The 22490-nt window shown below is 67.5% G+C and carries 25 protein-coding genes and 8 pseudogenes; 16 read left to right on the top strand and 17 right to left on the bottom strand.

Going from position 1 to position 22490, the window contains the following annotated elements:
• The first annotated feature begins 3 nt into the window (after positions 1-3).
• Both ACWCPY_RS04870 and ACWCPY_RS04865 read left to right on the top strand, forming a co-directional pair.
• Positions 4-498 carry a cupin domain-containing protein gene (locus tag ACWCPY_RS04870; RefSeq protein WP_451262889.1) on the top strand — a complete coding sequence of 165 codons (495 nt, stop codon included), beginning with the start codon at positions 4-6 and terminating at the stop codon, positions 496-498.
• 172 nt (positions 499-670) lie between these two features.
• Positions 671-1030, top strand: a complete 360-nt coding sequence (locus ACWCPY_RS04865) for a DoxX family protein (RefSeq protein ID WP_451262888.1) — start codon at positions 671-673, stop codon at positions 1028-1030.
• A 550-nt stretch (positions 1031-1580) separates the two neighbouring features.
• Here ACWCPY_RS04865 and ACWCPY_RS04860 read toward each other — a convergent pair.
• On the bottom strand, positions 1581-2846 hold the full coding sequence (locus ACWCPY_RS04860) for a cytochrome P450 family protein (RefSeq protein ID WP_451262887.1): 1266 nt from the start codon (positions 2844-2846) through the stop codon (positions 1581-1583).
• 131 nt (positions 2847-2977) lie between these two features.
• Positions 2978-3198, bottom strand: a pseudogene (locus ACWCPY_RS04855) (DUF6009 family protein); the annotation flags it as partial.
• A 235-nt stretch (positions 3199-3433) separates the two neighbouring features.
• Between ACWCPY_RS04855 and ACWCPY_RS04850 the strand changes: the two are divergent.
• Positions 3434-4192 (top strand): SDR family NAD(P)-dependent oxidoreductase, encoded by a 759-nt coding sequence (locus ACWCPY_RS04850; protein WP_451262886.1) that lies wholly within the window; start codon positions 3434-3436, stop codon positions 4190-4192.
• Positions 4193-4205: 13 nt separating this feature from the next.
• Positions 4206-4652: pseudogene (locus ACWCPY_RS04845) on the top strand (Tn3 family transposase); the annotation flags it as partial.
• Positions 4653-4864: 212 nt separating this feature from the next.
• On the opposite strand, the gene ACWCPY_RS04840 reads toward ACWCPY_RS04845, so the two are convergent.
• Complete coding sequence (locus tag ACWCPY_RS04840) at positions 4865-5413, bottom strand: hypothetical protein (protein WP_451262885.1); 549 nt, start codon at positions 5411-5413, stop codon at positions 4865-4867.
• Between the two features lie 186 nt (positions 5414-5599).
• On the opposite strand from ACWCPY_RS04840, the gene ACWCPY_RS04835 reads away from it, so the two are divergent.
• Complete coding sequence (locus tag ACWCPY_RS04835) at positions 5600-6181, top strand: hypothetical protein (protein WP_451262884.1); 582 nt, start codon at positions 5600-5602, stop codon at positions 6179-6181.
• A 34-nt stretch (positions 6182-6215) separates the two neighbouring features.
• Here ACWCPY_RS04835 and ACWCPY_RS04830 read toward each other — a convergent pair whose 3' ends face one another.
• The 4 genes and pseudogenes from ACWCPY_RS04830 to ACWCPY_RS04815 all read right to left on the bottom strand — a co-directional run.
• Positions 6216-6596 (bottom strand): hypothetical protein, encoded by a 381-nt coding sequence (locus ACWCPY_RS04830; RefSeq protein ID WP_451262883.1) that lies wholly within the window; start codon positions 6594-6596, stop codon positions 6216-6218.
• A gap of 141 nt (positions 6597-6737) precedes the next feature.
• Positions 6738-6836 (bottom strand): annotated as a pseudogene (locus tag ACWCPY_RS04825) (SAM-dependent methyltransferase); the annotation flags it as partial.
• A 110-nt stretch (positions 6837-6946) separates the two neighbouring features.
• Positions 6947-7393 carry a hypothetical protein gene (locus tag ACWCPY_RS04820; RefSeq protein ID WP_451262882.1) on the bottom strand — a complete coding sequence of 149 codons (447 nt, stop codon included), beginning with the start codon at positions 7391-7393 and terminating at the stop codon, positions 6947-6949.
• Positions 7394-7878: 485 nt separating this feature from the next.
• Positions 7879-8022, bottom strand: a pseudogene (locus tag ACWCPY_RS04815) (diguanylate cyclase domain-containing protein); the annotation flags it as partial.
• A 331-nt stretch (positions 8023-8353) separates the two neighbouring features.
• Between ACWCPY_RS04815 and ACWCPY_RS04810 the strand changes: the two are divergent.
• Complete coding sequence (locus tag ACWCPY_RS04810) at positions 8354-8872, top strand: hypothetical protein (RefSeq protein WP_451262881.1); 519 nt, start codon at positions 8354-8356, stop codon at positions 8870-8872.
• Between the two features lie 152 nt (positions 8873-9024).
• Here the strand turns inward: ACWCPY_RS04810 and ACWCPY_RS04805 are convergent, their stop codons facing one another.
• The 3 genes from ACWCPY_RS04805 to ACWCPY_RS04795 form a co-directional block, all read right to left on the bottom strand.
• A complete protein-coding gene (locus ACWCPY_RS04805) occupies positions 9025-9678 on the bottom strand; it encodes a hypothetical protein (RefSeq protein ID WP_451262880.1) in 654 nt (217 codons plus the stop codon).
• Complete coding sequence (locus tag ACWCPY_RS04800; RefSeq protein WP_451262879.1) at positions 9675-10295, bottom strand: hypothetical protein; 621 nt, start codon at positions 10293-10295, stop codon at positions 9675-9677. The genes ACWCPY_RS04805 and ACWCPY_RS04800 overlap by 4 nt, the downstream gene beginning before the upstream one ends.
• A gap of 81 nt (positions 10296-10376) precedes the next feature.
• Positions 10377-10577 carry a hypothetical protein gene (locus ACWCPY_RS04795; RefSeq protein WP_451262878.1) on the bottom strand — a complete coding sequence of 67 codons (201 nt, stop codon included), beginning with the start codon at positions 10575-10577 and terminating at the stop codon, positions 10377-10379.
• Positions 10578-10792: 215 nt separating this feature from the next.
• Between ACWCPY_RS04795 and ACWCPY_RS04790 the strand changes: the two genes are divergently transcribed.
• Together ACWCPY_RS04790 and ACWCPY_RS04785 are read left to right on the top strand one after the other, a co-directional pair.
• Positions 10793-11701 (top strand): tyrosine-type recombinase/integrase, encoded by a 909-nt coding sequence (locus ACWCPY_RS04790; protein WP_451262877.1) that lies wholly within the window; start codon positions 10793-10795, stop codon positions 11699-11701.
• A 16-nt stretch (positions 11702-11717) separates the two neighbouring features.
• Positions 11718-11933, top strand: a pseudogene (locus ACWCPY_RS04785) (helix-turn-helix domain-containing protein); the annotation flags it as partial.
• 63 nt (positions 11934-11996) lie between these two features.
• Here ACWCPY_RS04785 and ACWCPY_RS04780 read toward each other — a convergent pair.
• A pseudogene (locus ACWCPY_RS04780) lies at positions 11997-12485 on the bottom strand (transposase); the annotation flags it as partial.
• Here ACWCPY_RS04780 and ACWCPY_RS04775 point away from each other — a divergent pair.
• Both ACWCPY_RS04775 and ACWCPY_RS04770 read left to right on the top strand, forming a co-directional pair.
• Positions 12481-13038 (top strand): annotated as a pseudogene (locus ACWCPY_RS04775) (transposase); the annotation flags it as partial. The pseudogenes ACWCPY_RS04780 and ACWCPY_RS04775 sit on opposite strands and share 5 nt — an antisense overlap.
• Positions 13039-13170: 132 nt before the next feature.
• Entirely contained in the window at positions 13171-13980 is an 810-nt protein-coding gene (locus ACWCPY_RS04770; protein WP_451262876.1) for a hypothetical protein, read from the top strand.
• Here the strand turns inward: ACWCPY_RS04770 and ACWCPY_RS04765 are convergent.
• On the bottom strand, positions 13946-14500 hold the full coding sequence (locus tag ACWCPY_RS04765) for a GNAT family N-acetyltransferase (RefSeq protein WP_451262875.1): 555 nt from the start codon (positions 14498-14500) through the stop codon (positions 13946-13948). The genes ACWCPY_RS04770 and ACWCPY_RS04765 overlap by 35 nt on opposite strands.
• A gap of 98 nt (positions 14501-14598) precedes the next feature.
• On the opposite strand from ACWCPY_RS04765, the gene ACWCPY_RS04760 reads away from it, so the two are divergent.
• Both ACWCPY_RS04760 and ACWCPY_RS04755 read left to right on the top strand, forming a co-directional pair.
• The gene (locus tag ACWCPY_RS04760) at positions 14599-14952 is read left to right on the top strand and encodes a hypothetical protein (RefSeq protein WP_451262874.1); all 354 of its coding nucleotides are present in this window, start codon (positions 14599-14601) and stop codon (positions 14950-14952) included.
• A gap of 100 nt (positions 14953-15052) precedes the next feature.
• On the top strand, positions 15053-15526 hold the full coding sequence (locus ACWCPY_RS04755) for a nuclear transport factor 2 family protein (RefSeq protein ID WP_451262873.1): 474 nt from the start codon (positions 15053-15055) through the stop codon (positions 15524-15526).
• A gap of 258 nt (positions 15527-15784) precedes the next feature.
• Here the strand turns inward: ACWCPY_RS04755 and ACWCPY_RS04750 are convergent, their stop codons facing one another.
• Positions 15785-16861, bottom strand: coding sequence for a hypothetical protein (locus tag ACWCPY_RS04750; protein ID WP_451262872.1), 1077 nt, complete (start codon positions 16859-16861; stop codon positions 15785-15787).
• 323 nt (positions 16862-17184) lie between these two features.
• Here ACWCPY_RS04750 and ACWCPY_RS04745 point away from each other — a divergent pair, with 323 nt between their 5' ends.
• The gene (locus ACWCPY_RS04745) at positions 17185-17781 is read left to right on the top strand and encodes a hypothetical protein (RefSeq protein WP_451262871.1); all 597 of its coding nucleotides are present in this window, start codon (positions 17185-17187) and stop codon (positions 17779-17781) included.
• 398 nt (positions 17782-18179) lie between these two features.
• Positions 18180-18806 (top strand): hypothetical protein, encoded by a 627-nt coding sequence (locus ACWCPY_RS04740; protein ID WP_451262870.1) that lies wholly within the window; start codon positions 18180-18182, stop codon positions 18804-18806.
• An 86-nt stretch (positions 18807-18892) separates the two neighbouring features.
• Here the strand turns inward: ACWCPY_RS04740 and ACWCPY_RS04735 are convergent, their stop codons facing one another.
• The 3 genes from ACWCPY_RS04735 to ACWCPY_RS04725 are packed head-to-tail and all read right to left on the bottom strand — an operon-like array spanning position 18893 to position 19899.
• Positions 18893-19150 carry a Tn3 family transposase gene (locus ACWCPY_RS04735; RefSeq protein WP_451263188.1) on the bottom strand — a complete coding sequence of 86 codons (258 nt, stop codon included), beginning with the start codon at positions 19148-19150 and terminating at the stop codon, positions 18893-18895.
• 57 nt (positions 19151-19207) lie between these two features.
• Positions 19208-19543: a DUF6233 domain-containing protein gene (locus ACWCPY_RS04730; RefSeq protein ID WP_451262869.1), complete on the bottom strand. Its 336-nt coding sequence runs from the start codon at positions 19541-19543 to the stop codon at positions 19208-19210.
• A 2-nt stretch (positions 19544-19545) separates the two neighbouring features.
• Positions 19546-19899 (bottom strand): hypothetical protein, encoded by a 354-nt coding sequence (locus ACWCPY_RS04725; protein ID WP_451262867.1) that lies wholly within the window; start codon positions 19897-19899, stop codon positions 19546-19548.
• A gap of 352 nt (positions 19900-20251) precedes the next feature.
• Between ACWCPY_RS04725 and ACWCPY_RS04720 the strand changes: the two genes are divergently transcribed.
• Positions 20252-20905, top strand: coding sequence for a class I SAM-dependent methyltransferase (locus ACWCPY_RS04720; RefSeq protein WP_451262866.1), 654 nt, complete (start codon positions 20252-20254; stop codon positions 20903-20905).
• 46 nt (positions 20906-20951) lie between these two features.
• Here the strand turns inward: ACWCPY_RS04720 and ACWCPY_RS04715 are convergent.
• Positions 20952-21386: pseudogene (locus ACWCPY_RS04715) on the bottom strand (transposase); the annotation flags it as partial.
• A 213-nt stretch (positions 21387-21599) separates the two neighbouring features.
• Here ACWCPY_RS04715 and ACWCPY_RS04710 point away from each other — a divergent pair.
• Complete coding sequence (locus ACWCPY_RS04710) at positions 21600-22307, top strand: SDR family oxidoreductase (RefSeq protein WP_451262865.1); 708 nt, start codon at positions 21600-21602, stop codon at positions 22305-22307.
• Positions 22308-22490 lie beyond the last annotated feature (183 nt).

Genomic DNA, 22490 nt, shown 5'->3' with positions numbered 1-22490 from the left:
AGCATGACCGAAGAAGCGAAGACCAGCGAGCCGCAGGCCGGCCCCGCCGTGTCGGTGGTGGGGCCCGGCGACGGCGAGACGATCGTTCTGGGCACCACGCGCATGCGCGTCCTGGAGGACGGCAGCCACACCGGGCACCGCCTCGCGATCACCGAGTCCATCCTCGCCCCGCGCACCCAGGGACCGCCGCAGCACCGTCACGCCCAACACGACGAGGGCTTCTACGTCCTCTCCGGCACCGTGCGGTTCACCATTGGGGACGAGGACCACGACGCCACCACGGGCACGCTCGTGATGGTTCCGCCAGGCACCCCGCACACCTTCGCCAACCCGACCGACCAGCCCGCCGTCATGCTCAGCACATTCACCCCCGACCTGTACGTGCAGTACTTCCGAGACCTCCAGGAGGTGCTCTCCGACGGCCGGCCGCTGACGCGACAGGCCAACATCGATGCGATGAGCCGCTACGCGACCGAGCCCGCCGCCGACCTCGCCTGATGCCGATGGGACAGAACGGCCCAGCCCCCTTCCTACGACCGGCGCGGCCGTGGCGCTGCCGCCTTTCCCGTCCGGCCTCCTCGGACGACGAACCGGGCCTTCTCCAGGGGCTTGCCCGACAATCGACGCAATCGACGGGGCCACGCGAACCGGTGGCCCATGAACGGGAACGATGAACATCGCCTACTGGATCGTCGCCGGGCTGCTCGCCCTCTTCTACTGCTACGCAGGAACGCTGAAGGTGATCCGCAGCCGCGATCAACTCCGCCCGATGATGGCCTGGGCCGACCGCGTACCCTTGCCCGCCCTCAGGGCACTGGGGACGGTCGAAATACTCGGCGCGACCGGCCTGGTCCTGCCACCGCTGACCGGCATCGCGCCCTCGCTGGCGCCAGCCTCGGCCATCGGTTTCGTCCTCCTGCAGACCGGTGCGATCGCCGTGCACCTGACCGGCGAAGACCGCCGGATCGCACTCAACGTCGGGCTCACCGCCACCGCGGCCGTGACCATCTGGCTGGCCACCAGGCTGTGATCCAGCACGGTCCTCGACCGGAGGCTGCGCATACAGGACCGGCCGCCGCAACTCGTGAACACAGCCGCACGGCTGCTGGTGGCGACACTGACCCTGCGCACCACGCACAGCCGAGCGCAGACGCCGCACCCAAGCCGTCCTCGCCCTGGCTCGCCATCGCGTCAACTCCTTCTGGGCCTCAACCAGAACGGCTTGACAACCGGCACTGAAAATCGATGGCACGCGTTCAAGGTCCGGTGGCGCAGGGAAGCTGGACGCCCACTGCGACTGAGCACGTCACTTGGTCGTCAGCGACAACTTGGTGCCGGCACATCTGGTGTTGTTCGATGCCGTACACCTGGACGGCCACGGTCTGACCGGGCTGCCGTACACCGGGCGCCGGAGTCTCCTCGAAGACCTCGGGCCGAACGGACCGCACCGGTCGACGCCGGCGGCGGTCGTCGGGGACCGTTCAGGTAGCCGTGATCAGGCGAGATCGTCCTGATGAAGTACCTCTCTGGCACGGTCGCGAGCCCTGGGCGACCGGGGAGGTGGCCACGCACCGCGGGGGTTACAGGCGTACGGGGAGGGCCTTCAGGTGCCAGTTGACCGGGTTGGTACCGCGTTGCAGGTGTTTGGGGTCGGTGGCCAGCCGCAGGTTGGGAACACGGCTGAGCAGCGCGGCCAGAGCCACAGCGGTCTCTTCCTGGGCGAGGTGCGCGCCCAGACAGCGGTGTGCGCCGTGACCGAATCCGAGGTGGGACTCTCTGCTGCTGCGGGTGCGGCCGAGATCGAGGCGATCGGGGTCGGCGAAGGCGACCGGGTCACGGTTGGCCGCGGAAATGATCGGGAGGACGGCTTCCCCGGTACGTACGAAGGTGCGGCCGACAGCGGTGTCGCAGGTGGCATAGCGGGGCAGTGCGCGTACGACGGGGCCGCAGTAGCGCATGAGTTCGCTGATGGCGTGCGGCATGAGAGTGGCGTCCTCGCGCAGCAGGGCGAGCTGGTCGGGGTGGGTGAGAAGCGCTTCGGTGCTGTTGGCGATGAGGTTGACGGTGGTGATGTGTCCGGCGACGACGAGGTTTGTGATGAGAGCGACCAACTCGTCGGTGCTCAGCGGGTCGTGGTGATGGGGCGCGAGCAGTTCGGAGATGAGGTCGTTGCCAGGGTGGCCGGTGTGGTGGTCGACGAGGGTGCGTGCGTCCTCGACCATGCCCGCGAGCGCGGCGCCCAGTTCGTCACCGCAGATACCTGCGGTCAGTGTGGCGCTCCGTGCCCGCCAGCGGTCCCGGTCGGCTTCAGGGACGGCGATGAGTTCGCAGATGACGGTGATGGGCAAAGGCCGGGCGAAGTGCTCGATGAGGTCGACGACTCCGTTCTCCGCGTGACCCGGCAGGCGATCCAGCAGTTGGTCGGCAATGGCCTCGATCCTGGGGCGCAATGCGGCCACACGGCCCGGGGAGAACGCAGCGGTGACCAGGCTGCGGAGACGTCGGTGATCGGCGCCGTCCGCGTCGAAGATTCCGGCGCGCAGGTACTTCTCGTGCCCGGGGTACATACCGCGGGCCTGCCAGGTCTGTTCGGTGCGGTGAGCCACCGGCACGCCGGGGACGGTCGCGGCGTCAATGGTGAAGCGGGAGTCGCTCATGATCGTACGGATATCGTCGTGGCGGGTGGCCACCCACATCGGATCGACGCCTTGCACGCGTCCCCGCACCATCTGTTCCCGTTCACGGACGGGCGCGTAGGCGGTGAACGGATCACGAACCAGTTCCTGATCGGCCAGGTCCAGTGGTTGTCCGTCGGTCTCGGTGGTGCACTGGTCCTGAGCAGTCACTTCGGAGCCTCCACAGCAGCGGAACATTCGGTGACGGCATCATGTGCAAGGACCGCCCTCCGTATCCCTTCACGGGCAACAAACCCATCGAACGAACGTAGTTGCCACCTGCCCCTCGGTCTCACCGCGGGTCAGGTGCCGGGGGCTGCTATTGATGCAGAGTGGCCGCGCCGGGAGCGGGGGGTTCGTCTCCCCCGCGCTTGGGTGCGATGGTGCGGGGGTCGACGGCCTCGTCCGGTGCGCCTTCGTGGTAGGGGCCGTCGGGGTTGGCGTCGCGGTCGTGCGGGCGGAGGAGCAGGACCCGGCGAAGCGGGAAGCCGCTGTCGGGATCGGCTTCGGCTTGCACGTCGAGTTCGGGAGCAGGCCCTGTCCGGCCTCGGTACTGGTGGGCTCGCGTATTTCAGCTGTCACTGATGGCCGAGGTTGCCGCCCCCGACGCCCAGCCTGCTTCCGGGGGTGACCGGGCGCAACGTGAGGTCCGATACCCGCCAGACTCGGCTGCCGTCGTACTGCAGTCTGACGGAGGTGGTCGTGCTCCGGGCCCAGCCGACCCCACTGGTACCACCTCTCCCCCGAAAGGTCTCTCCATGTCTTCCCGTCTGGACTCCAAGGTCTTCGTCGTCACCGGCGGCTCCTCCGGCATCGGCCTCGCCGTCGCGCGGCGACTCGCGTCGGAAGGCGCCGCCGTCGTCATCGGCGCCCGTCGCAAGGACATCGGCGAAGCGGCTGCCGAGAGCATCCGGACCACGGGTGGCCGGGCGCTCTTCGTTCCCGCCGATGTCTCCGTCGAGGCCGACGCCGCCGCGCTGGTCACGGCGGCGCTCTCCGAATTCGGCAGCCTGGACGGGGCGTTCAACAACGCCGGCTCTGTCAACGCCTCCGGCCCGGTGTCCAGTATCGACGGCGCCGCCTGGAACGCCGAGATCGCACAGAACGTCACCAGCGTCTTCAACTGCCTCAAGCACCAGATACCGGAGGTGCTCAAGACCCGTGGGGCGATCGTCAACAACGCCTCCAACATGGGGGTCGTCGCACTGCCCGGCGTCGCCCCATACGTCGCCGCCAAGCACGCGGTCGTGGGCCTGACCCGGGCCACCGCGCTCGAAGTGGCCGAACAGGGCGTGCGAGTCAACGCCATCACCACCGGCGGCGTCGACACGCCGCTGGCCCGCACCTCGATGCTGACCAGCGACGAGGCTGTCGCGCAGATCTCGGCAATGCACCCGGTGAACCGCATCGCCCGGCCCGAGGAGATCGCCCCGTTCGTGGCGTTCCTGCTGAGCGACGACGCCTCGTTCATCACCGGCGCAGCCCTCGCGATCGACGGTGGATTCACAACCCGCTGACCACCGCCCGCGGTTCGGCGACGAGGGGCGTCCGACTCCCCTGGGTGCGGCGTTCGCGGAGTACGGGCGGATCGCCAGGACCGAGCACCTGCTGCGCGTGGTCGAGCCGGTCGACGACGCCTACCGGCGGCCGGTGAACCGGCCGCTCACCGTGCGGGAATCCCGCCACAGACTGGCCCGGGACGTGTGTCACAGCAAGCGCGGCGCGGTCCACGAGGCGTGCCAGGATGGGATGGAGGACCAGCTCGGCGCGCTCGGCCTGGTCCTCCATCCCATCGTGCTCCGGACCACCCGCTACATCGACGCCGCCGTCGCCCGGCTCCCCCCGCTCAAGCACCGCAACCTGAACCTGCTCGGCCGCTACAGCTCCACCGCCGGCGTCCCGGCCGCCGGTGCCCTGCATCCGCTGCGCGACCCGGATGTGCCCGAGCTGGATGAGGACGAAGAGGGCGAGGAGTGAGCACGAGGGTGCTGCTCGACGGTTGTCTCATTGCCCCGTATCTCGGCGGACTTGGGCCGCTTCGGCAAGCTCCACGTCCGCCACGGCAAGGGGGCCTGCGGCTCGGGGCCGCGCGAGCGGATGGTTCCGCTGATCAATGGTGCCGACCGGACACTACGGTGGTTCAGTTCGATGTGTCCCGACCACGATGACCGTGACCCGGCCACGGTCATTCACACGGTGATCAACACGATCGCCCCGGGCGCCGACCGCGACGTGGTCGCCGAGGCTCTGCGCCGGTCCCCCACCGTCCCCACTATCGCCAGCGCGTGGTCTGGGCCCTGGAGGAGAACCCTCGCCTGCTGACCGCCGAGGCCCATCTCGCCCCGCATCGCGCCATCTTGAGGTTCATCGACCTTCTGCACGAGGCTGGTTTTGCCGGGATCATCCGACCGTCCTGCCCTCGCTGCCACCGGGTAATTCACATCGACAAGCCGCTCGACGGTCAGCGGGTCTGCCGCAACTGCATCGCCAAGTCCCGCGTCGAAGAATGCGTACGCTGCGGCGCCCGCCGCGAGCCAGCCACCCGTGACGACCAGGGGCGCCCGCTGTGTCCGAACTGCCTGGTCAACGACCCCGCGAACGTCGAGGTCTGCATCAACTGCGGAAAGCGGAAGCGAGTACAGAACCGCACCTCCAGCGGTCCTCTCTGCTCGAACTGTTGCCCCCTGCCCGTCCTCGTCTGCTCGATCTGCGGCGGCTGCGACCGACGCCAGGCTCATTGCACCGCATGCGGAGACCCGCTCAAGCGCTCTGTTCCAGCTCGCCACCGAGCTGCCCGCCGCGGTCCTTGCCCGCACTCTCGGCATCGACATCACCGTCGCCGTCAAGTGGCAGCGAGCCGCCGCCGGTGACTGGGCCGCTTACGCCGCCGATGTCAGCAACCGAATTCGAAAGGCTCCAGCCCCGTGACCTTCCAGGACCACCTCCGAACCCATGCCGAGCGAGCAATCAGCTCGATCTCAGCGGCCGAGGCAGAGGACATCTACGTCATCTCGTTCTTCATCGACAACGAGAGGGACGACCCTCGACAGCCCACCCTGACCATCGGATACAACACCGCAATTCAGTTCCGACGCAGCATCGCGAACGCCTCCGACGAGGCGGAAGCCCGCTGGAACTACGCCTTCTGGCTCCAGAACGAGCTCACGGTCATCGGCGACCTCACCCGAGGCCCCGGCGGAGCCACAGCACGCCGTCAGTGGATCACTGAACTCGGACTTCGGTACGACGACGAGCCCACACACCCTGAGGACTGGATGACAACCGTGGGGCCGACCGCCTCGCTGATCGAGGCCAACTTCAACCAGGCATGCGTCCAGCTCGCTCGCGACCTCCACAACGATGGCGTCATCAAGAGCGCCATCGGCAAGCCGGTGCCCGTGGTCCTCCACGAGCTGGAGTACTACGGGGGGATCGCTCGCCGGACTGAGGCCGCCAACCCGGCCGGACTCGCCGATGACTTCACGGCGTGGGTCCGCACCGGCTGAGGCATTCGGGCAGTTCCAATACCCGACTCCACCATTAGCCATCTACCCCGGCGAGGCCATCGAAGCCCATCACGCATTCATTGCCCGGCGCCGAACACTCCGGCCCAGCGAGGAGTACCGAACCCTCACCAACGAAGAATGGGATGCCTTCCTCGGGCACTTCGAGTGACGCAAACTCTCCATCGGAATCTGCGCTCGCACATTCGGAACGCCCTGCATCCACGAACACGCGTGTATTCGATGCTTCATGCTCCGACCGGACCCGGATCAGAGACACCGCCTCGTCGAGATCCGCGACAACCTGATCGCCCGAATCACCGAAGCAGAACAGGAGGGATGGCTCGGTGAGATCGAAGGACTCCAAGTCAGCCTCGCCAGCGCAGAGGAGAAGCTCATCCAGCTCGATACAGAGCAAGTCCGTCAACGTCAAGTGATCGATCTAGGCATGCCCCACTTCAACCAGATCGCGACACGAATTAGTACGGCAAGAGGACCTTCAAGTTAGACGAGCTTCATCCACGCGGATGATCTACACCACCCTGACCCAGGCCACGCTCTACGGGCGGCGGGCCAGCAAGTGGGTGTCGAGGAAGCCCCGCTCGGACGCTGGGTCGTGGAGCAACCGAGCCACTGTGACGAGGCCGGCACCGGCCAGACCACTGGGCATCCGAGAGCAACTGAAAAACGCGACACGGAACCAGAGTTCCAGCCAGGACGCTCAACCGTTGCCAGACACGCCCTAGAGATCCGGCCAATGGCTTCGGGTCAGGTCCGCTTGCGGCTCGCGATCTCGTCAGAGAGCTGCTGCACGTGGGCGGGGTCCGCGTCCCGGGCAAGGGCGACGTAGTGGTCCATGACGGCCGGCCGGTAGCGCACGGGCAACGTCTGTCCTGGGGCGAGTCGGGTGAGCTCGGTGATCGTGAGGTCTTCGTCTGCGATACCGCGGAACGAGATGCCGCCGACGGTCTCCACGTCGAACATCAGGACCACGCGTGGATTGCCGTTGACCTCCCGCCAGTCGACGAGAACGCCGAGCGCAAGCGCCCCAGTACGCAGTTCCGCATTGCGCTTCCGTGCATCACTGCTCAGGACCGGGTTCGGGGCGACGCCCGGGAAGTCGGGCCCGACGCCGAGCGATTCCCGACTCAGGTCGGGCCTGAGCTGCGCCATCAGATCGTTCAAATCGATGCGCTTCTTCTTCGAACCGAACATCCTGACCCCTCCCTCACGCCGGAATCTCGGCCTGGCGCTTCGCCTTCACTGCGATTGTACGTCGCGGCCATTCTCGACCTCCGGCGCATCGCCCCGTCCCGATGGGATCGCCGTCTGCGGTCGCGGACGGGCTCGGTCGGTGCACCTGTCTGTCGGACGAGCCACGTCCGCACGCCGACAGGAGGACCAAGCTGTGATCGATATTGACCCCAACAGTGCGTCCCGTGGCAAGACCGTGCGGTGCCGCGATCCTGTGCGGAGCGGCGGTCACGCTGATCAACTTCTTCTGGACCGCCGGCCAGTGAACATCGACGCATAGAGCTCGACGACCCCGTCGTGGGCCGCCCTGGTCTCATCCTGGTGTTTTACACGGGCGGGAAACTAACACCCGCGCTGTTCGCAGCCGTTCTCCGGCCCCGTTCCGGCCCTCCTCCCCAGGACTGATCGTCCCATCACCACCTGGTCACAGGACACCCTGGTTGGTTCAGAGAGAACTCATCGCCTCCGAGGCGGCCGATCGTGGCGCGCGGGCCCGCCCAGGCGGTGAGCCGGGCGCCGATCGCGGCGAGGACGGTATCGCCCGCCGCGTGCCCGAGGCCATCATTGATGGCCTTGAACCTGTCGGCGTCGGAAGCACGCGGGTTCCCGGAATCCTGAACGTTGGTAAGCCGGAACCTGCATGCCAGCTGATGGCTGCGGCGGTCCCACGCGCGGGTTCCGGCCTAGCTGACGGGACATGGTGAGCGAAGCCCGGTTCTGCCAGGAGGATTGGGAAGACCACGGCTAATCTGAAAGACGCATCCTGCCTGGGACTTCGACTTCGACGACGGCGACGAACTCACCCGGCGACCGCCCTGACAGGCTGCTCTGTACGACCACCGAATACTGGGCGCTGGTCCGCCTGTCCTGTACGGAGATCAGCAAGTGGTGCCTTGGCCGGATAGTTGAGGGAGTTGGCGGGTGTCCGCTTTGGACTTCTACGCTCACGTCGCCGTTTGCGGTGAGGTCCTGGGAGTTGGCCTCGGTGCCGACCCCGAAGCCTGGGAAGCCGCCCTGGGGGCGACATGCCTCGGTGTTCCCGGTGGTGGCCTACTGCGGCGGGACTACGGGCTCGTGGAAATCAACTTCTCGCCGGACCAGCCAGGGCGGCAAGGGCAGATGTCGTGCTTCGGCTTCGGCGTGAAGATCCAACGACTGCTGTACGACCAGTCCCCGAGCACCGTGCCGTCCCCGCTCTCGCGGGAATACGGGGAATTCGCACCCAGAGTCCCCTTCAAGGAACTGCAAACCGCCATCCTGGCCCTGGGCCACACGATCGAACTCGACAAGCACAACACGTCGAGTGACATGGACTGCTACCGCGTATCCGCGTCCGCCGCCCGCATCCACGTCATCGCTGACCCTGACCCGTACGGGTCAGGCGACCCAGATCCAGACGGACATCAGAGGGGCGACGTCTGGTCCGTCGACGTGTGGTGACCAGCCGGCGACCTCCCAGCAGCGCCCGTGACATCTCTTCGCTACGAGGAGCGCCGGGCAACGATCACCTGCGCGGCGGGCAACGATCTGAAGAGCGCGCGCCACCCAGCTGATCAGCCACACTCAAGCCCCCCCGTGCCGCATCCAACCGGCTAGCCCGCAGGCCAATGTGGGTTCGGCATGCCGTCATCGCTCATGTGCGCCCGCTGCCAGATCCCTTTCCAGTTGAACGGCGTCTCCGGGACGAACCGGTGCCGCTGCCCGCACGGACATGGCGCCAGCGCCCACGCGCACCCACGGCACAGCTCCACCCAGCCGTGCCCGGTCGAGTTCGACACCAGCGATCTCTCGTCCCCGCAGGCGGGGCAGCCGGGGAGGTCGGCGCCGTCCAGAATCGCGTTCTGTCGCCGGACGTACTCAGGCAGCCGCAGCGACGGATGGCGAAACGGGTCTTCGTACCAGGCGCGGTTCGGGCCCTCCCACCAGCTCCGCAGCCACCACGGTCGCGGGTTCACTACAGCCCGCCGCCCCGCCCGCTTCTCCGCCCGGCGTTGCGCGGCGTACTCCTCCGCTCGCGCGAGCCACAGCACCCGCGCCTCATGCAGTTCCTCCACCGCCCGCACCAGCGCGTCCGGGTCCGCCTCCAGCCGCCGGGGGATCGCGGCGCTGAGCGTGAGGTGGTGGTACGTCGCCCGGAAGCCGTACGGAGCAAAGAGGGTGATGCAGGTCCGCAGCGCGCTGTGCCGGCGGTGGAGGGGGAGACGGGCGTCGTGCACGTGCGATCGGTGGGTCAGGAAGCTGGTCATGGTGTGGGCGCCAGGTCCAGTGCCCGTGCCAGGGCGGCGGTGACGGCGGCGGCGTGTGCTGGCAGGTGTTGTTCAGCCCAGGTTCCGGCAAGACCGAGGAAGTCCTGCAAGTCCTGCTGGGCGCCTGCGACGAGCGTGCGTGCCTGGTCTACCGACAGCTCGATCACCGGGCTGTCGTCCGTCCCGTAAGCGTCGAACGTCAGCCGGACAGTGTCGCCAACGCGTTCGGCCACCGACGACGGATCGTGGCCGAAGGAGGAGCAGCCGGTGCCGTCGAGCACCTCCAGCCAGTCCCGCCAGGTCTCCAGGCCGTTGCAGCAGCCCGGCTCGACGAAGACGGTGTCGGTGGCATTCTCGGTCACCCGGAACCCTCCGGCGGCGAACAGATCAGGCATGGTGAGCAGCCCGTGCAGGAATGTGCCGAGCGGGTCGGTCGGGCACGGCCCGTGCTCCTCCTCCGGCTCGAAGTCGTTGCAGTCGGCGATCTGCATGACCGCCGTGCCGACCCCCGCCGGAGTGAGCTCCCCGTTCAGCACGAGGTAGCCATATGACTCGTGCTCGCCAACCGGCCAGAGCGCGAAGTCCTCGGCGGTGGAGATCTCCAGAACAGGTTGCATCACAATCACATGGGGATGATGCCGGACCCACTGCTACACCGCCACGGGCTTTCGGCTGGCATCGGGCTCGGAGCGGGGCCGCTACCTGGGCAGTTTCGCGGTGCGCTCCGGGCAGGCGGCGGCGACATAGCGCATGGCGGTCTGCGCGGTGATCCCGAAAAGCCGCATCAGCTTGAGGGGATCACCGGTGGCAAACGCCTCGTTGAGCATGCGGTCCTGCCGCAGGCCGACGAGTGTGACGTTCTTGGGGAGGGTTCTGCGAAGCAATGTTCTGCTGACCACCGGATGATCTGGGTCGAGGGCGGTCTTCTGGCTGACGAGAAGGTAGGGGTTCGCCGATGCCGGCCAGCGGTGGTGGCGATAGGCGAGCCACTCGCTGGCGAGTCGGTGGGTGAATTCCTCCAGGTAGAGGGTGTGCCGCTCAGCAGAAGTCGCGAGGGCTGAAGGACGAGACGATCGGCCCGAGGGAACGGCTGATCCGCCGGTTCCTCGAGTTCGTGAACGAGTACCCGTGGCAGTGGACGCCGGCCCACCTGGACGAGTGGTCGGCATCATTGACGAGCGAGAAACATTTGGCGCCGTCCACGATCCGCAGCTACCAAGGCACGGTTCGGCTGTTCACCGAGCTCCTCATCGACGCCCGATACGGCTGGGCCCCGGCCTGTGAAGAAGCGTTCGGCACTTATCCGGTGGCGATCTATCACGAGTGGAATACCCTCCCTCAGCTGCAGGATTACGAAGACACCCCGGAAGCGAGGCCGTTCGCAAGGGAAGAGCTTCGGCGGTTCCTGGACTACGCCGACGACGAGGTCGTCCGCGCCGTGAAGTCCAAACGCAAGGGTGCCCTCGCCGCCTACCGGGATGCCACCCTCTTCAAGGTCATCTACGGGTGGGGGCTTCGCCGGACCGAGACGTCCAAGCTCGATGTGGTCGACTTCGGACGCAACCCGCAGGCCCGGCAGTTCGGCCGGTACGGCACGCTCAACGTCCGCTACGGCAAGGCGAAGAAGGGGCAGCCGCCGCAGCGGCGGAACACGCTGTCGGTGATGGACTGGGCCGTCGAGGCGGTCGCCGACTACGTCGAGAACGTCCGGCCGCGGTTCGGATTCCCCGATCACCCGGCTCTATGGATCACCGAACGAGGTGGCCGCCTCCAGCCCGGCTCCATCAACGACCGGTTCGAGGCATACCGCGACGCCCTGAAGCTCCCGAAGGACCTGACTCCGCACTCAATCCGGCATTCCTATGTCACGCATCTGACCGAGGACGGGGTCGACTGCCGGTTCATCCAGCAGCAGGTCGGCCATGAGTGCGACAGCTCCCTGGCCATCTACACGCACGTCAGCGATGACTTCATGAACACTTCCCTGCACAAGGCACTGGCTCCGGCGTTCGCCGGGGCCTGACAGGAGGAATACGGCGATGGCCGCCAAGCTCGACTACCACTGGCACCTGCGCAAAGTCATGGCGGACCGCAGGATGTTCCCTACCACCGACCTCATCTCTCCGCTCGCCGAACGCGGTATCAGCCTGTCGTCGAGCCAGGTCTACCGGCTCGTCGTCGAGCGCCCTGAGCGACTGAGCCTGAAGATCCTCATGGCCCTTCTCGACATTCTCGACTGCACCATGGACGACCTCATCGAGCCCGTCGCGGCGGCCGGGGCCGCGAAGAAGCCTAAGAGGTCGTTTTCGTCCGATGTTTCATTCCGAGATGGGATGTTCTGTGGCCTTCTTCGGGTCGCGCCAGGAGATGGTGTTCTCATTGGTGAGGCGGCGGGCCATGAGGTCGGTCATGGCGATGTGGATCACGGCTTCGGAGCGGGCGGGCAGGGTTTCGTAGTCGCGGGCCAGGCGGCGGTGGAGCATGAGCCAGCCGTAGGTTCGCTCGACCGCCCACCGCTTCGGGATCGGGGTGAAGCCCCTGCTCCCAGGCTTGCGGGCGGTGATCTCCATGTCGATGCCGAGGGTGGCGGCATGCTCGACGAGGTGCTGGCGGTAACCGCCGTCGACCCACACCTTGCGGATGCCCGGATGGTCGGCGGCGACCTGGTCGAGCAGTGCGGTGCCGGCAACAGAGTCCTGCACGCCGGCCGCGGTCACCAGCACGGCGAGGAGGAGGCCGAGCGTGTCGGTGACGATGCTTCGCTTCCTGCCGACGATCTTCTTGCCGGCGTCGATGCCCTGGCCGGCACTGGCCCGCGTGAAGGAGGGACGTAAACCAGAACCCGCAGGCTCCGCCATCGACACCCAGAGCGTGAAGACCTCCACCAACGCGCCTGTGACCAGCCAGGGAACGGACGCCGCGAAGAAGATTGTGGGCCGGAAACGAGGTATCCTCACCGACACGATCGGCCTGATCCTCGTCGTGACCGTCACCGCCGCGAGCCTCTCCGAAAACGCCCTGGGAATACGCCTCCTCGACCAGGCCAAGAAGACGTACCCGACCATCGCCAAGAGCTGGGTAGACACCGGCTTCAAGAATGCCGTCGTCGAACACGGCGCGCAGCTCGGAATCGACGTCGAAGTCGTCAACAGAAATCCCGGAGTCCGCGGCTTTCACGTCGTGAAAAGGCGCTGGGTAGTGGAGCGGAGTATCGGTTGGATCATGATGCACCGACGTCTCGCCCGCGACTACGAGACCCTAACCACCAGCTCCGAAGCCATGATCTACGTCGCCTCGATCGACAACCTCGCCAAGCGCATAACGGACGAGACCACGCCAACCTGGCGAGGGACTCACTAGGGCATAAGAGGCAATTCGCCCACGCTAAACGCCCTCTAAGAAGGCAGCCGTCGGCAGCGGCACAGCATCCGGTTCGGAGGGACTTGGTGGACTGCGGCCCAAGCGGGCCAGGATCAGGGGTGTCGACCGGTCATGACCACCGCTGACCATCCCGACCGCGCCATCGCGGACCCGATCGGCTTGATTTCCGACCTGGTCGCCGACATCGAGAAGGGAATCGGTGCTGAGACCATCCGGGCTGTGGTCACCGCGGTCGCGGGCGGTCGCGCGAAGTCACGACGCCTGGCGGAGGCCCTGGCGACGCGGCCCGCCATCCTGACCGACGGCCGGTCCCCGGCACCCCGGGCCATCGGCGATCTACTCATCGAGCTCCGCAAAGCAGGCGCCTCGGCGATCTCGCCGCCGGTCTGCGCCGAGTGCGGCAAGAAGCTGCGAACCTTCCAGCGGCAGGGCCAGGACTGGTACTGCTCGGTCTGTGGGCAGGAGACCACCGAGTGCACCGCCTGCGGCAACGTCCGACGCATCGGCTTCCGGGACCGCAAGGGCCTGCCGCGCTGCAAAATGTGTCCCGACCACGAACTTCCCGCGCCTGTAGCCGAACTGGCCCTCCACCAGGTCGAGGTTCGTCGCAGCCATGCCGTCCTCGGCCGGACAGACTCGCCCTGGCTCTTCCCCGGAGGCCAGCCCGGCCGTCCGATCAGCGCCTGGGCCATGGGCGAACGGCTCCGCAAACTCGGCATCCGCCTCGGGGAGGCCCGCTCGACCGCCCTGTTCCAGCTCGCCTCCGAGCTGCCCGCCGCGGTCCTCGCCCGCACCCTCGGCATCGACATCACCGTTGCCGTCAAATGGCAGCGAGCCGCCGCCGGAGACTGGGCCGCCTACGCAGCCGAGGTCAGCCAGCGGCCGGTCAGTACAGGTCAGTACCCAGCATCGAATACATGAACATGTCCCGGCGCTCGTCGTCCACCTGCTGCCAGCTGCGGAGCAGGCCCTCCCGCTGGAAGCCGACCCGCTCAGCCGTTCGCACCGAGGCGGTATTCCACGGCTCGACATAGAGCTGAAGACGGGGAATCCGCAGGTCACCGAAGGCCCAGCGGACAACCGCCGAAAGGGCTTCCGCCGCAACCCCTTGGCCACGAGCCGCCCCGGCCAGCCAGTACCCCAGTGATGCCCGTCCCTTGCCCCGGTCCTTCAGCCAGAGTCCGACCATTCCGAGCGGGCGCCCGTCCTCGATCCGCACGATGACAAATGGATACCCGCTGCCAGTAGACGCTCGCTCCCACTGCCGCCGGACGAAGGCTTCGCCCGCCTCCCGTGAGTACGTCGCGGGAACGGTCGTGATCAACGGGATGTAGTCATCGCTCGACGCCTCCCGAACGAGAGGCAGATCGCCGAGCTCCCAAGGACGGAGTAGGAACCTGTCGCCCGCGGCCAAGCGCGGAACCACCAACGGCTGAACCATGATCGCATCCTGCTGCGACCACTGCCGGGACGCACCCCAATTCACAGCCGCGAGCAGGGGTATTCGGGCACTTCCAATACCCGACTCCACCATTACACGTGCAGCAGGCCGTACGTGTCCGCCCGCTCGACGATCTCACCTTGAAACTGCTGCCGGACTGGCTGGAGCACCGGCGAAACCGGTGGCCGACCACCGCGAACCTGCACCTACTGATCAACAACCAGACCACCACGAAGACCAGCCGCGCCAGCAGCCACTGGACCAGCGCCGCGATGAGCGGGCAGGACGCGACGCTGGAACGGCCACGCGTCGACCGGCAACTCGAAGAGGCCCTGACCCACGGGCCCGACCCGCTCCACCTCGCCGAGGTGTTCGGGCTCGACGAGAAGACCGCGATGCGCTACGCGGACTCCGCCCGCCGACTCCCGGAGCGACCCGTCGAGCGGCTCTGACCGTCGTGCCAGGTCGAAGATGGTGTCGCGTTCAGGGCCGTGGGAACCGGGAGCCGAAAAGCTGTCGCGGTGCCCCATAGAGGGCTGGTAGCAATTGATGATGCCGACTGAAGCCCTTGACCCGATGGAACGTCTCTTCGCGGAGCGAGCATGCGAGCGTCTGATCGTCGAGTTCGTGCGCCGTCTTGACCTGGGAAATCCGAGCAGTGTCGCGGACCTCTTCACGCCTGACGGGGTGTGGGAGTGGCCTCACGGCGACCGCAAGGTGGAAGGACGTGAGGCGCTCCGCAGCTACTTCGGTTCGCGGCCCAAGGACCGGCTGTCACGCCGTATGTCCACGAACATCTTGGTCACGGTGGACTCCGCGTCGACGGCCACGGCCACCTCTTACTTCGCCACTTACCGAGTCGACGGCTATACCGACGGCATGGTGTCCCCAAGGCTCCCCGTCAACGTGGGCCACTACGAAGACACGTTCCGGAAGATCGAGGACACCTGGCTCCTCACCAGCCGAGTCACGCACCTACCATTCGGCGGCGAGACGCCACGACTCAGCCACCCCGACCAGTCCTGACTGCGTGGCCCAACCCGGCTACGTGCAAGCGCTGCCGTCGTACTCGTCCTGCGACTTCACCACGAACCCACGGATCCGACGTCGCGAGGCACGGCGACAGACCCCCGGGTTCCTGCCGAAAACCCATCAGTTTTCGCGAACCCACGGGGCTCCTCGGCCTCGGGGAACATCGGTACAGCGGTCAACGCCAAGCCGCTGATCCTGATCCCGGGAGACTCGCATACGGCCGGGCCCAGCCGCGGCCTGCTGGGCGAGTCGTCACACTTCGTCGGCCCACGCCGGAGTGCCGTCGTCCCGCACGTGCAGCGTCGGCGAGTGCTCGCGATACCCCCACTGTGCTGCACCGTCGGGTACCACCCAGACCCTTGCCTGGAATGCTTGAGCCGGCGTCAGTGAAGCGGTGCACGCATCTGGCGGGCTGGTCTTCGTCGCCTTGGCGGGGACGGTGACCGTCATCGCCGTCCCCCACGGATCGGGGCATGTCTGCTCCACCGCGGCCTGGACGTAGGCGAGCTTCGCCTTCACTGTGACTGGCTTGCCCGAGGTGTTCGTGAACTGAACCAGGAAAGACATCGTCCTGTCCTTGGTGAGGAGCGTGCATGGCGTCCACGACACCGCGCCCGCACTCCGGGCCTTTCCACACCGGTGGTTGCCCTCCACGCCGCCGGACTCGGTCGAGGCGGCCGGACCCGGCTTGGCCAGGTCCGCCCCCGCCGCCCTCGGCGCCGCCGAGCCGTTCGGCTTCCGACCGGCCGAGGAGGACTCTGCGCCACCCGGCCGCACGATCAGCACGATCGCCCCGACCACCAATACGGCTGCGGCCGCTCCTGTCCAGACCTGCTTGTTCTTCCGGGTACGCCTCCCAGCCCTCTGCTCGGCGCCCCCGTTCGGTCCGGCCGCCCTGGCCGGTTCAATGGGTTCGGCCGGACCCGCGGCCCCGTCTGGCCCGGCGGGCTTTGCGACCTCGTGCGGCTCGGCCGCCTCGTCCGGATCGACGGGTTCGGCCAGCTCGGCACCCTCGACAGGTTCGGCGGTCTGCCCGGTGATGCTCACCAGGACTCGGTTCCGCCAGCCCGGTCCTTCTGTCTCCCGAAGACTGCGCGCCAGGTCGGCAATCTCCCGGCCGATCCTTGGGATCTGCTGGGCGTTCTGAGGAGCCTTCTCCTTCAGCGCCCGGGCGATGGCTTCACAATCCTCGACGCTGGGCAGCCGATTGTGCTTGATACCGGGCCGCAGTTGGTCGCGCCCCTTCAGCCAGTACGACAGCAGCGGTTCGTCGATCTTCTTACGGGATTGCCAGGCAGGTGTCTCCCGTTCCTTCTCCAGCGCGGCCACCAGAGTCGTACGCTTCGGCTTCCCCTTCTCGGTCGGCTCCCCCACGCACGTCGCCCACGCGTCCAGAGCCTGCACCAGACGATGCGCCAAGTCCTCCAGCTGCTCCCCCTGATCCCCCATCAACGGCCCCCTCCGAGGGACTTCTCGTTGCGGTGCAACGGAGAAGCAGCAGGTTACGGAGCTGCAAGTTGCGCTGCAAATCCTCCCCCCTCTTGCACTGGTGATCTCCTCGGCCGACTCCGGGAGATTCGGTTCCGGCGGCGCGGAACAGCCGACCGCCGCCCCGGTCACCGGGGCCTGACGAGAACAGGAGAACCACCACCATGGGCAAGATCAAAAGCGCCTTCGCGGCGACTGCGGCCGCGGCCGTGCTCGCCGCGGGAGCCATCACCACGCCGACCGCCCCCGCGGAGGCCGCCGCAGGCGGCCGGGTGTGCCTCGTGCTGGCGCCCAACTCCGTCGACGTGGACGGTCCCAGGGGTCGTCTCCGCCCGCTCGGGCACATCGGCTGGGCCTTCCGCAACAGCAGCAAGACCTGGACCTACGGCGCCACCGAGGGCGACACCGGCCGGCCCGAAGCCACCTTCATCAAGACCGGCTCCTGGAACCGGATGCTCCACAACTTCAAGACCCGGCGCGCCGGCAACCAGGCCTATGTGAAGTACCGGTGCCTCGACACGCCCTCCGCCAACCCGGCCAAGGCGCAGAGGGCGGCCGGCACGAGCGCGAAGAACGGCTACAACCTGGCCCGCAACAACTGCCTGACCAAGAGCGTGGACATATTCCACGCCTACAGCCCCTTGCTGAACAACAGCCGGCACCTGCCCGACCCCAAGCCCTACGGCATCTCCCTGACCCCCAACCACTACTACAACAACCTGCTGCCCAAGGCCGGGTGGAGCGGCACCGTCAACCTGTGACCCCGCCACCTACTGGCCATCCAAACGCCCAGGACATCGGAAAGAGGACTCACCATGTGGAACAAGTGCCAGCGCTGCAAGGGCAACGGAAAGTGCACCACTTGTGACGGCTCCGGCTACCGGGGAGTGTGGAAGTGCGACAGCTGCCGTGGCAGCGGCGACTGCAAGGCGTGTGACGGCCGCGGCTGAGCACCGCGAACCCGGAGGGCAGGGGGTGAGCCCCCTGCCCTCCCCTCCGTTGGCCTTCGAGGGCCAAAGGCGCGCGTGAGGTCTCCACGACCCGGAAAACCAGTGGTTCTTGCGGGCCGACCCGCCCGAGCGCCGGGTGGAAACAACATCAATCCCCACCATTACGCCTGATACAGCACGCAACGCACGGAAAGGAAGGCTTGAATCAAATGAGTGACCTGCTTCGAGTCGCGGGCCCAGTCGGGTCCTGTATCGCGGCTTTTGCTGCTTTGGCCGTCACTATTCTCGTCTGGCGTAAATCACGCCTGACTGCCCGGCTTGAGATCGTTCGAGGCCTCCACGCGGAGCTCATCAGTGAAGCGGCGGCCAAGGACAGGCACACCCTGGGATCGCTGCACTGGCAGAACCGCGAGATCAACCCTGCTGGGACGGAACGCGGCGAGGTCATGTGCGCGTACTTCGCGATGCTGTGGCGCTTCGAACGGCTTCACGCCGGCCGGAAGGTACTTCTTGAGGGAGCCAACGGCAGGCGGGATGTCGCACTGAAGATGCTGGATGAACAGGTGTACACGCACGTTGCCGAGTACGTGTGCACTTTCCCGGTCATCAAAGACAAACTGACTGAATCGAACAGAGGCGACACGGTATTTGACGGCGCCTACGTCAAAACCTTCGCCCAGCTCCGCACCTCCCTGGCGGAGGGCTTCGACGACCCGGAGAAGAAGGCAAGGCTCGGGGCACACACCAACAACACCGAGAAGTGCAACTGCAAGTGCCACGAGGTGTCGGAGAAGCCGCCTCTCCCCACGCAGCGCGCCTTCGGGGCATCGGTGTAGCGGCACGCAAGCAGCCTCCGGGCTGTGCCACGTCGAGCTCGTCGGCGACCGGCCCCGTCCGCGAATCGCGGACGGGGCTCCGGTGTTCATCTCGTCTCCGTGGCAGGTCGGGCGGCGGTGTCCGCCGGGGTGCGGGAACGGGGCACCACGACGGCCGGCGCCAGGTCGAGCTGCTTGTCCGCGTCGAGGCGACAGGTGCCGTACGGGTTGACGTCGGACCAGAACAGCACGGTCAGGCCGCGCCGGTCCTCGTCAGTGAGCTTCTTGGCCCACTTCGGCTCAGCTCGGACCTGCTGGAGCAGCAGCGTGTCGACGTGGACCAGGGCCGCTCGGAGCAGGTGCAGGGTTTCCGCCGCGCCCGCTCATGCACCACGCCAGGCACCCGGCAAGGCCTGTACGACCTACGCCTGCATCAGCCCCGACTCGGGCCGGCACACCTCGCACGGCTCGATGTCCGGCTCAGCCAGGGCGATGAGCGCCTCACCCCTGTCAAGGAAGCCGAGCTGCGCGCTGTACGACGTGCACCCTCCGCGGTGCAGCAGCGCCGTGCTCCCACTGCGCTGGGGCTGGATCTTCCACGACTGCTCCGCCCGCGCCCGCTCCCGGGCCCGCCGCTGCTGCTGCTCCTTGACCTGAAGCTCCCGGATCCGGCCCCGGACCTGGCGCAGCTGCCACTCCAGCCACTGCTCCAAGGCCCGGTTCTTGTCCAGGTCGGATATCCCGTCACCGCCGGGCATGGTCAGGCCTCGGCCGACTCGTGGGCGTGCTTGAGCATCATGCGGGCCTCGACACGGTCGCCGAGGTCGACCGAATCCCAGAAGGGGTGTATAGACACGACGATGCTGAGCTCCAGCAGCCGGGCCCTGAAGCGGACAACTTCCGCGGCCTGCTCCTCCGTGTACCCCGGAGAGTCCTCCTTGTGGGACCGGTAGGAGGAATGCAGCTGCTTGTCGCCCTCCCACCCGGGCATGAGCTCGGCCGACCACGGGAGGGACCTGGCGTACTCCTCGTACTCGGCACGTGTCCGGCCCAGAGCGGCCTGGGCGTCGAGGAGGTCTTGAGGAAAATCGAAAGCGGGGCTGTTCTTGGGCACACGCCAATGCTACGTCTGTTCGAATATCGAATGCGAGCGACGCGCCGAAACCCCGCAAAACGGGTTTTATCGCTTCTGAAATGGCTCGCCCTCCTGAACCCGACTGGCACCGGCCCGGAGGACCTGATCAAAAGCTGACCGGCTCCGGCTGGCTCACCCTGCCCGGAACTGTCGGCGACCTGCTCCCCTCCCGGCCGGAAAACCCCGCCCCGATCACCGTCCCCTCCCTGGCCGTGACCGCAAACGATCACCGGCGTGGTGTGACGGCTGGGTGTCGGCAGCGGTGGATGTCGCGCAGGTCGGCTGAAGGTCGCGCCAGGGTGTGTCAGATGCCTGGCCTAGGGTCGCCCGCATGGCTGAGCCCTCCTTTCTGACCGCCGTCCGCGAGTCGTACGACACGGTCGCCGCCGATTACGTCGAACGCGTCCCGCCTCCAGCCGAGATGGACCCGCTGTCACGCGCGATGCTGGCGGGGTTCGCCGAACTGGTGCGGACGGCCGGTCTGGGGCCGGTCGCGGACCTGGGGTGCGGCCCCGGACGCGTGACGGCGCACCTGGCCGGGCTGGGAGTTTCCGTCTTCGGCGTCGATCTGTCGCCGAAGATGGTCGGGCTGGCCCGGCACGCCTATCCGAACCTGCGGTTCACCGAGGGCTCGATGACCGCGCTGGAGATGAGGAACGACGAGCTCGGCGGCATCCTGGCCTGGTACTCCACCCACCACACGCCCCCGCAGTGGCTGCCGGATGTGTTCGCCGAGTTCCACCGCACGCTCGCGCCCGGTGGCTGCCTGCTCTGGGGAGACTACGTCGGCAATGAGCGGCTGCAGCCAACCCACGGCTATGGCCGTCCGGTGTCCTACGAGTCGTACCTCCTGCCCCTGGACCGCATGGTCGACCTGCTGGACCAGGCCGGACTCGTCGTCACCGCGAGACTGGAACAGGAGCCCGGCGGACGCGTGAACAGACCGCACGCCTGCCTCCTGGCCCGCAAGCCCGAAACGCCCTGACGGGGCGCGTTCCCGGGGTGAGGCCGCTCGGCTGGACCACCGCCGATCACGGGGCGGGCGGTCGGACCGCTGGGTTCAGAGGGCGGCCGCCCCAGCGGATGCCTTTCTCGCTGCGGAGACGGGCGCGTTCCCGGCGCTGCGTGGCAAGGACGCCTGGATGGCGTGGCGTTCTGGTTGCGCCAGTGCGAGTAGTGGTGCAGCGCGCGGGTCTGGACCGTGTGGTCGGGGTCGAGTCGGCGAGGGTGAACTGCCGCAGCGGCCCGAAGTGCGCCTCGACCGGGTTCGCCCAGGACGCGTTGGCCGGTGTGAAGCAGAGCTCGACCTCCTTGTTCCTGGCCGCTCATCGGCAGATCTTGCTGCCCTTTGGGCGGAGAGGTTGTCGAGGATGACGTGGATGGGGGGCGCTGTCCGGGCGGGCTGCCCGGACGGTCCTGAGTGCGGCGAGGCTGTGGTCGGTGCCTTTGCTGCGCCGACGAAGCCCTCGTCGTCATCGCGGAGCCGGCGGGGACGGCCTCCCGCCCGGTGCCGGGGCGGATGCTGCGCAACGGGCCAGATCGACAGCCGCCGGGCGCAATGGTCCGTGAGGACTACGCCCAAGGCCGCGGCCCGCCTGCGACCAGGGCCTGATCTGTGTACGCAGGGCGACAACATAGCGTGCTGCTCGGGTCCAGATCGTCCGCACCGAGGAGAGACCATGAACACCGCCGCGCCGGTATCGCTGGTCACGGGCGCCAACCGGGGAATCGGCCGGGAGACCGCGCGCCAGCTCGCCGCGCTCGGCCACACTGTCCTGCTGTGCGCCCGCCGTCCGCAGGACGCCGAACAGGCCGTCGCCGACCTGGCCCCCCAAGTGCCCGGTGTGCTCCTGCCGCACCCATTGGACGTGACCGACGCCGATGGTGTCCGTGCCCTCGCCCGCAGCGTGGAGGCGGAGTTCGGGCGCCTCGACGTCCTCGTCAACAACGCCGCCATCAACTACGACACCGGCCGGCGCGCTGTCTTCGCCGACCTCGACGAGGTCCGCCACACCCTGGAGACCAACCTCTTCGGTGCCTGGCGGACCGCGCAGGCGTTCTTGCCACTACTGCGCCGCTCAGCACACCCGCGCCTGGTGAACGTCTCCAGCGAGTCCGGGTCGCTGGAACTCATGTCCGGCGGAACCCCCGCCTACGGGGTTTCAAAGGCAGCCCTCAACGCCCTCACCCGCAAGCTCGCCGATGAACTGCGCGCCGAGCGGATCCTGGTCAACGCCGTCTGTCCGGGCTGGATCGCCACCGACATGGGCGGCCCGGGCGGCGGACCCGTGGAGCAGGGCGCCGCCAGTGTCGTCCGGGCTGCCACCCTGCCCGACTCGGGCCCCACCGGCGGCTTCTTCCGAGATGGCGAACCACTGGCCTGGTAGGCAGTTCCTCCTCGGCTGTCGCTCACCGTGCGGGACGATCTGCCGGCCGGGCTCGACCGGCACACCGCCGATCGCCAAGAAGAACCCTCCGCCGCCCCGGCAGCACGCAGCCCACTGGAAGAAGATCGTGCGCCTCGCCCTTCCCGCAGACACTGACAGGCTCATACCGACACACGCCAAGGT

The organism is Streptomyces sp. NPDC002403, from assembly GCF_053593015.1.
Note: the sequence above shows the minus strand (reverse complement) of the source record. Positions and strands in the feature narration are given on the sequence as shown.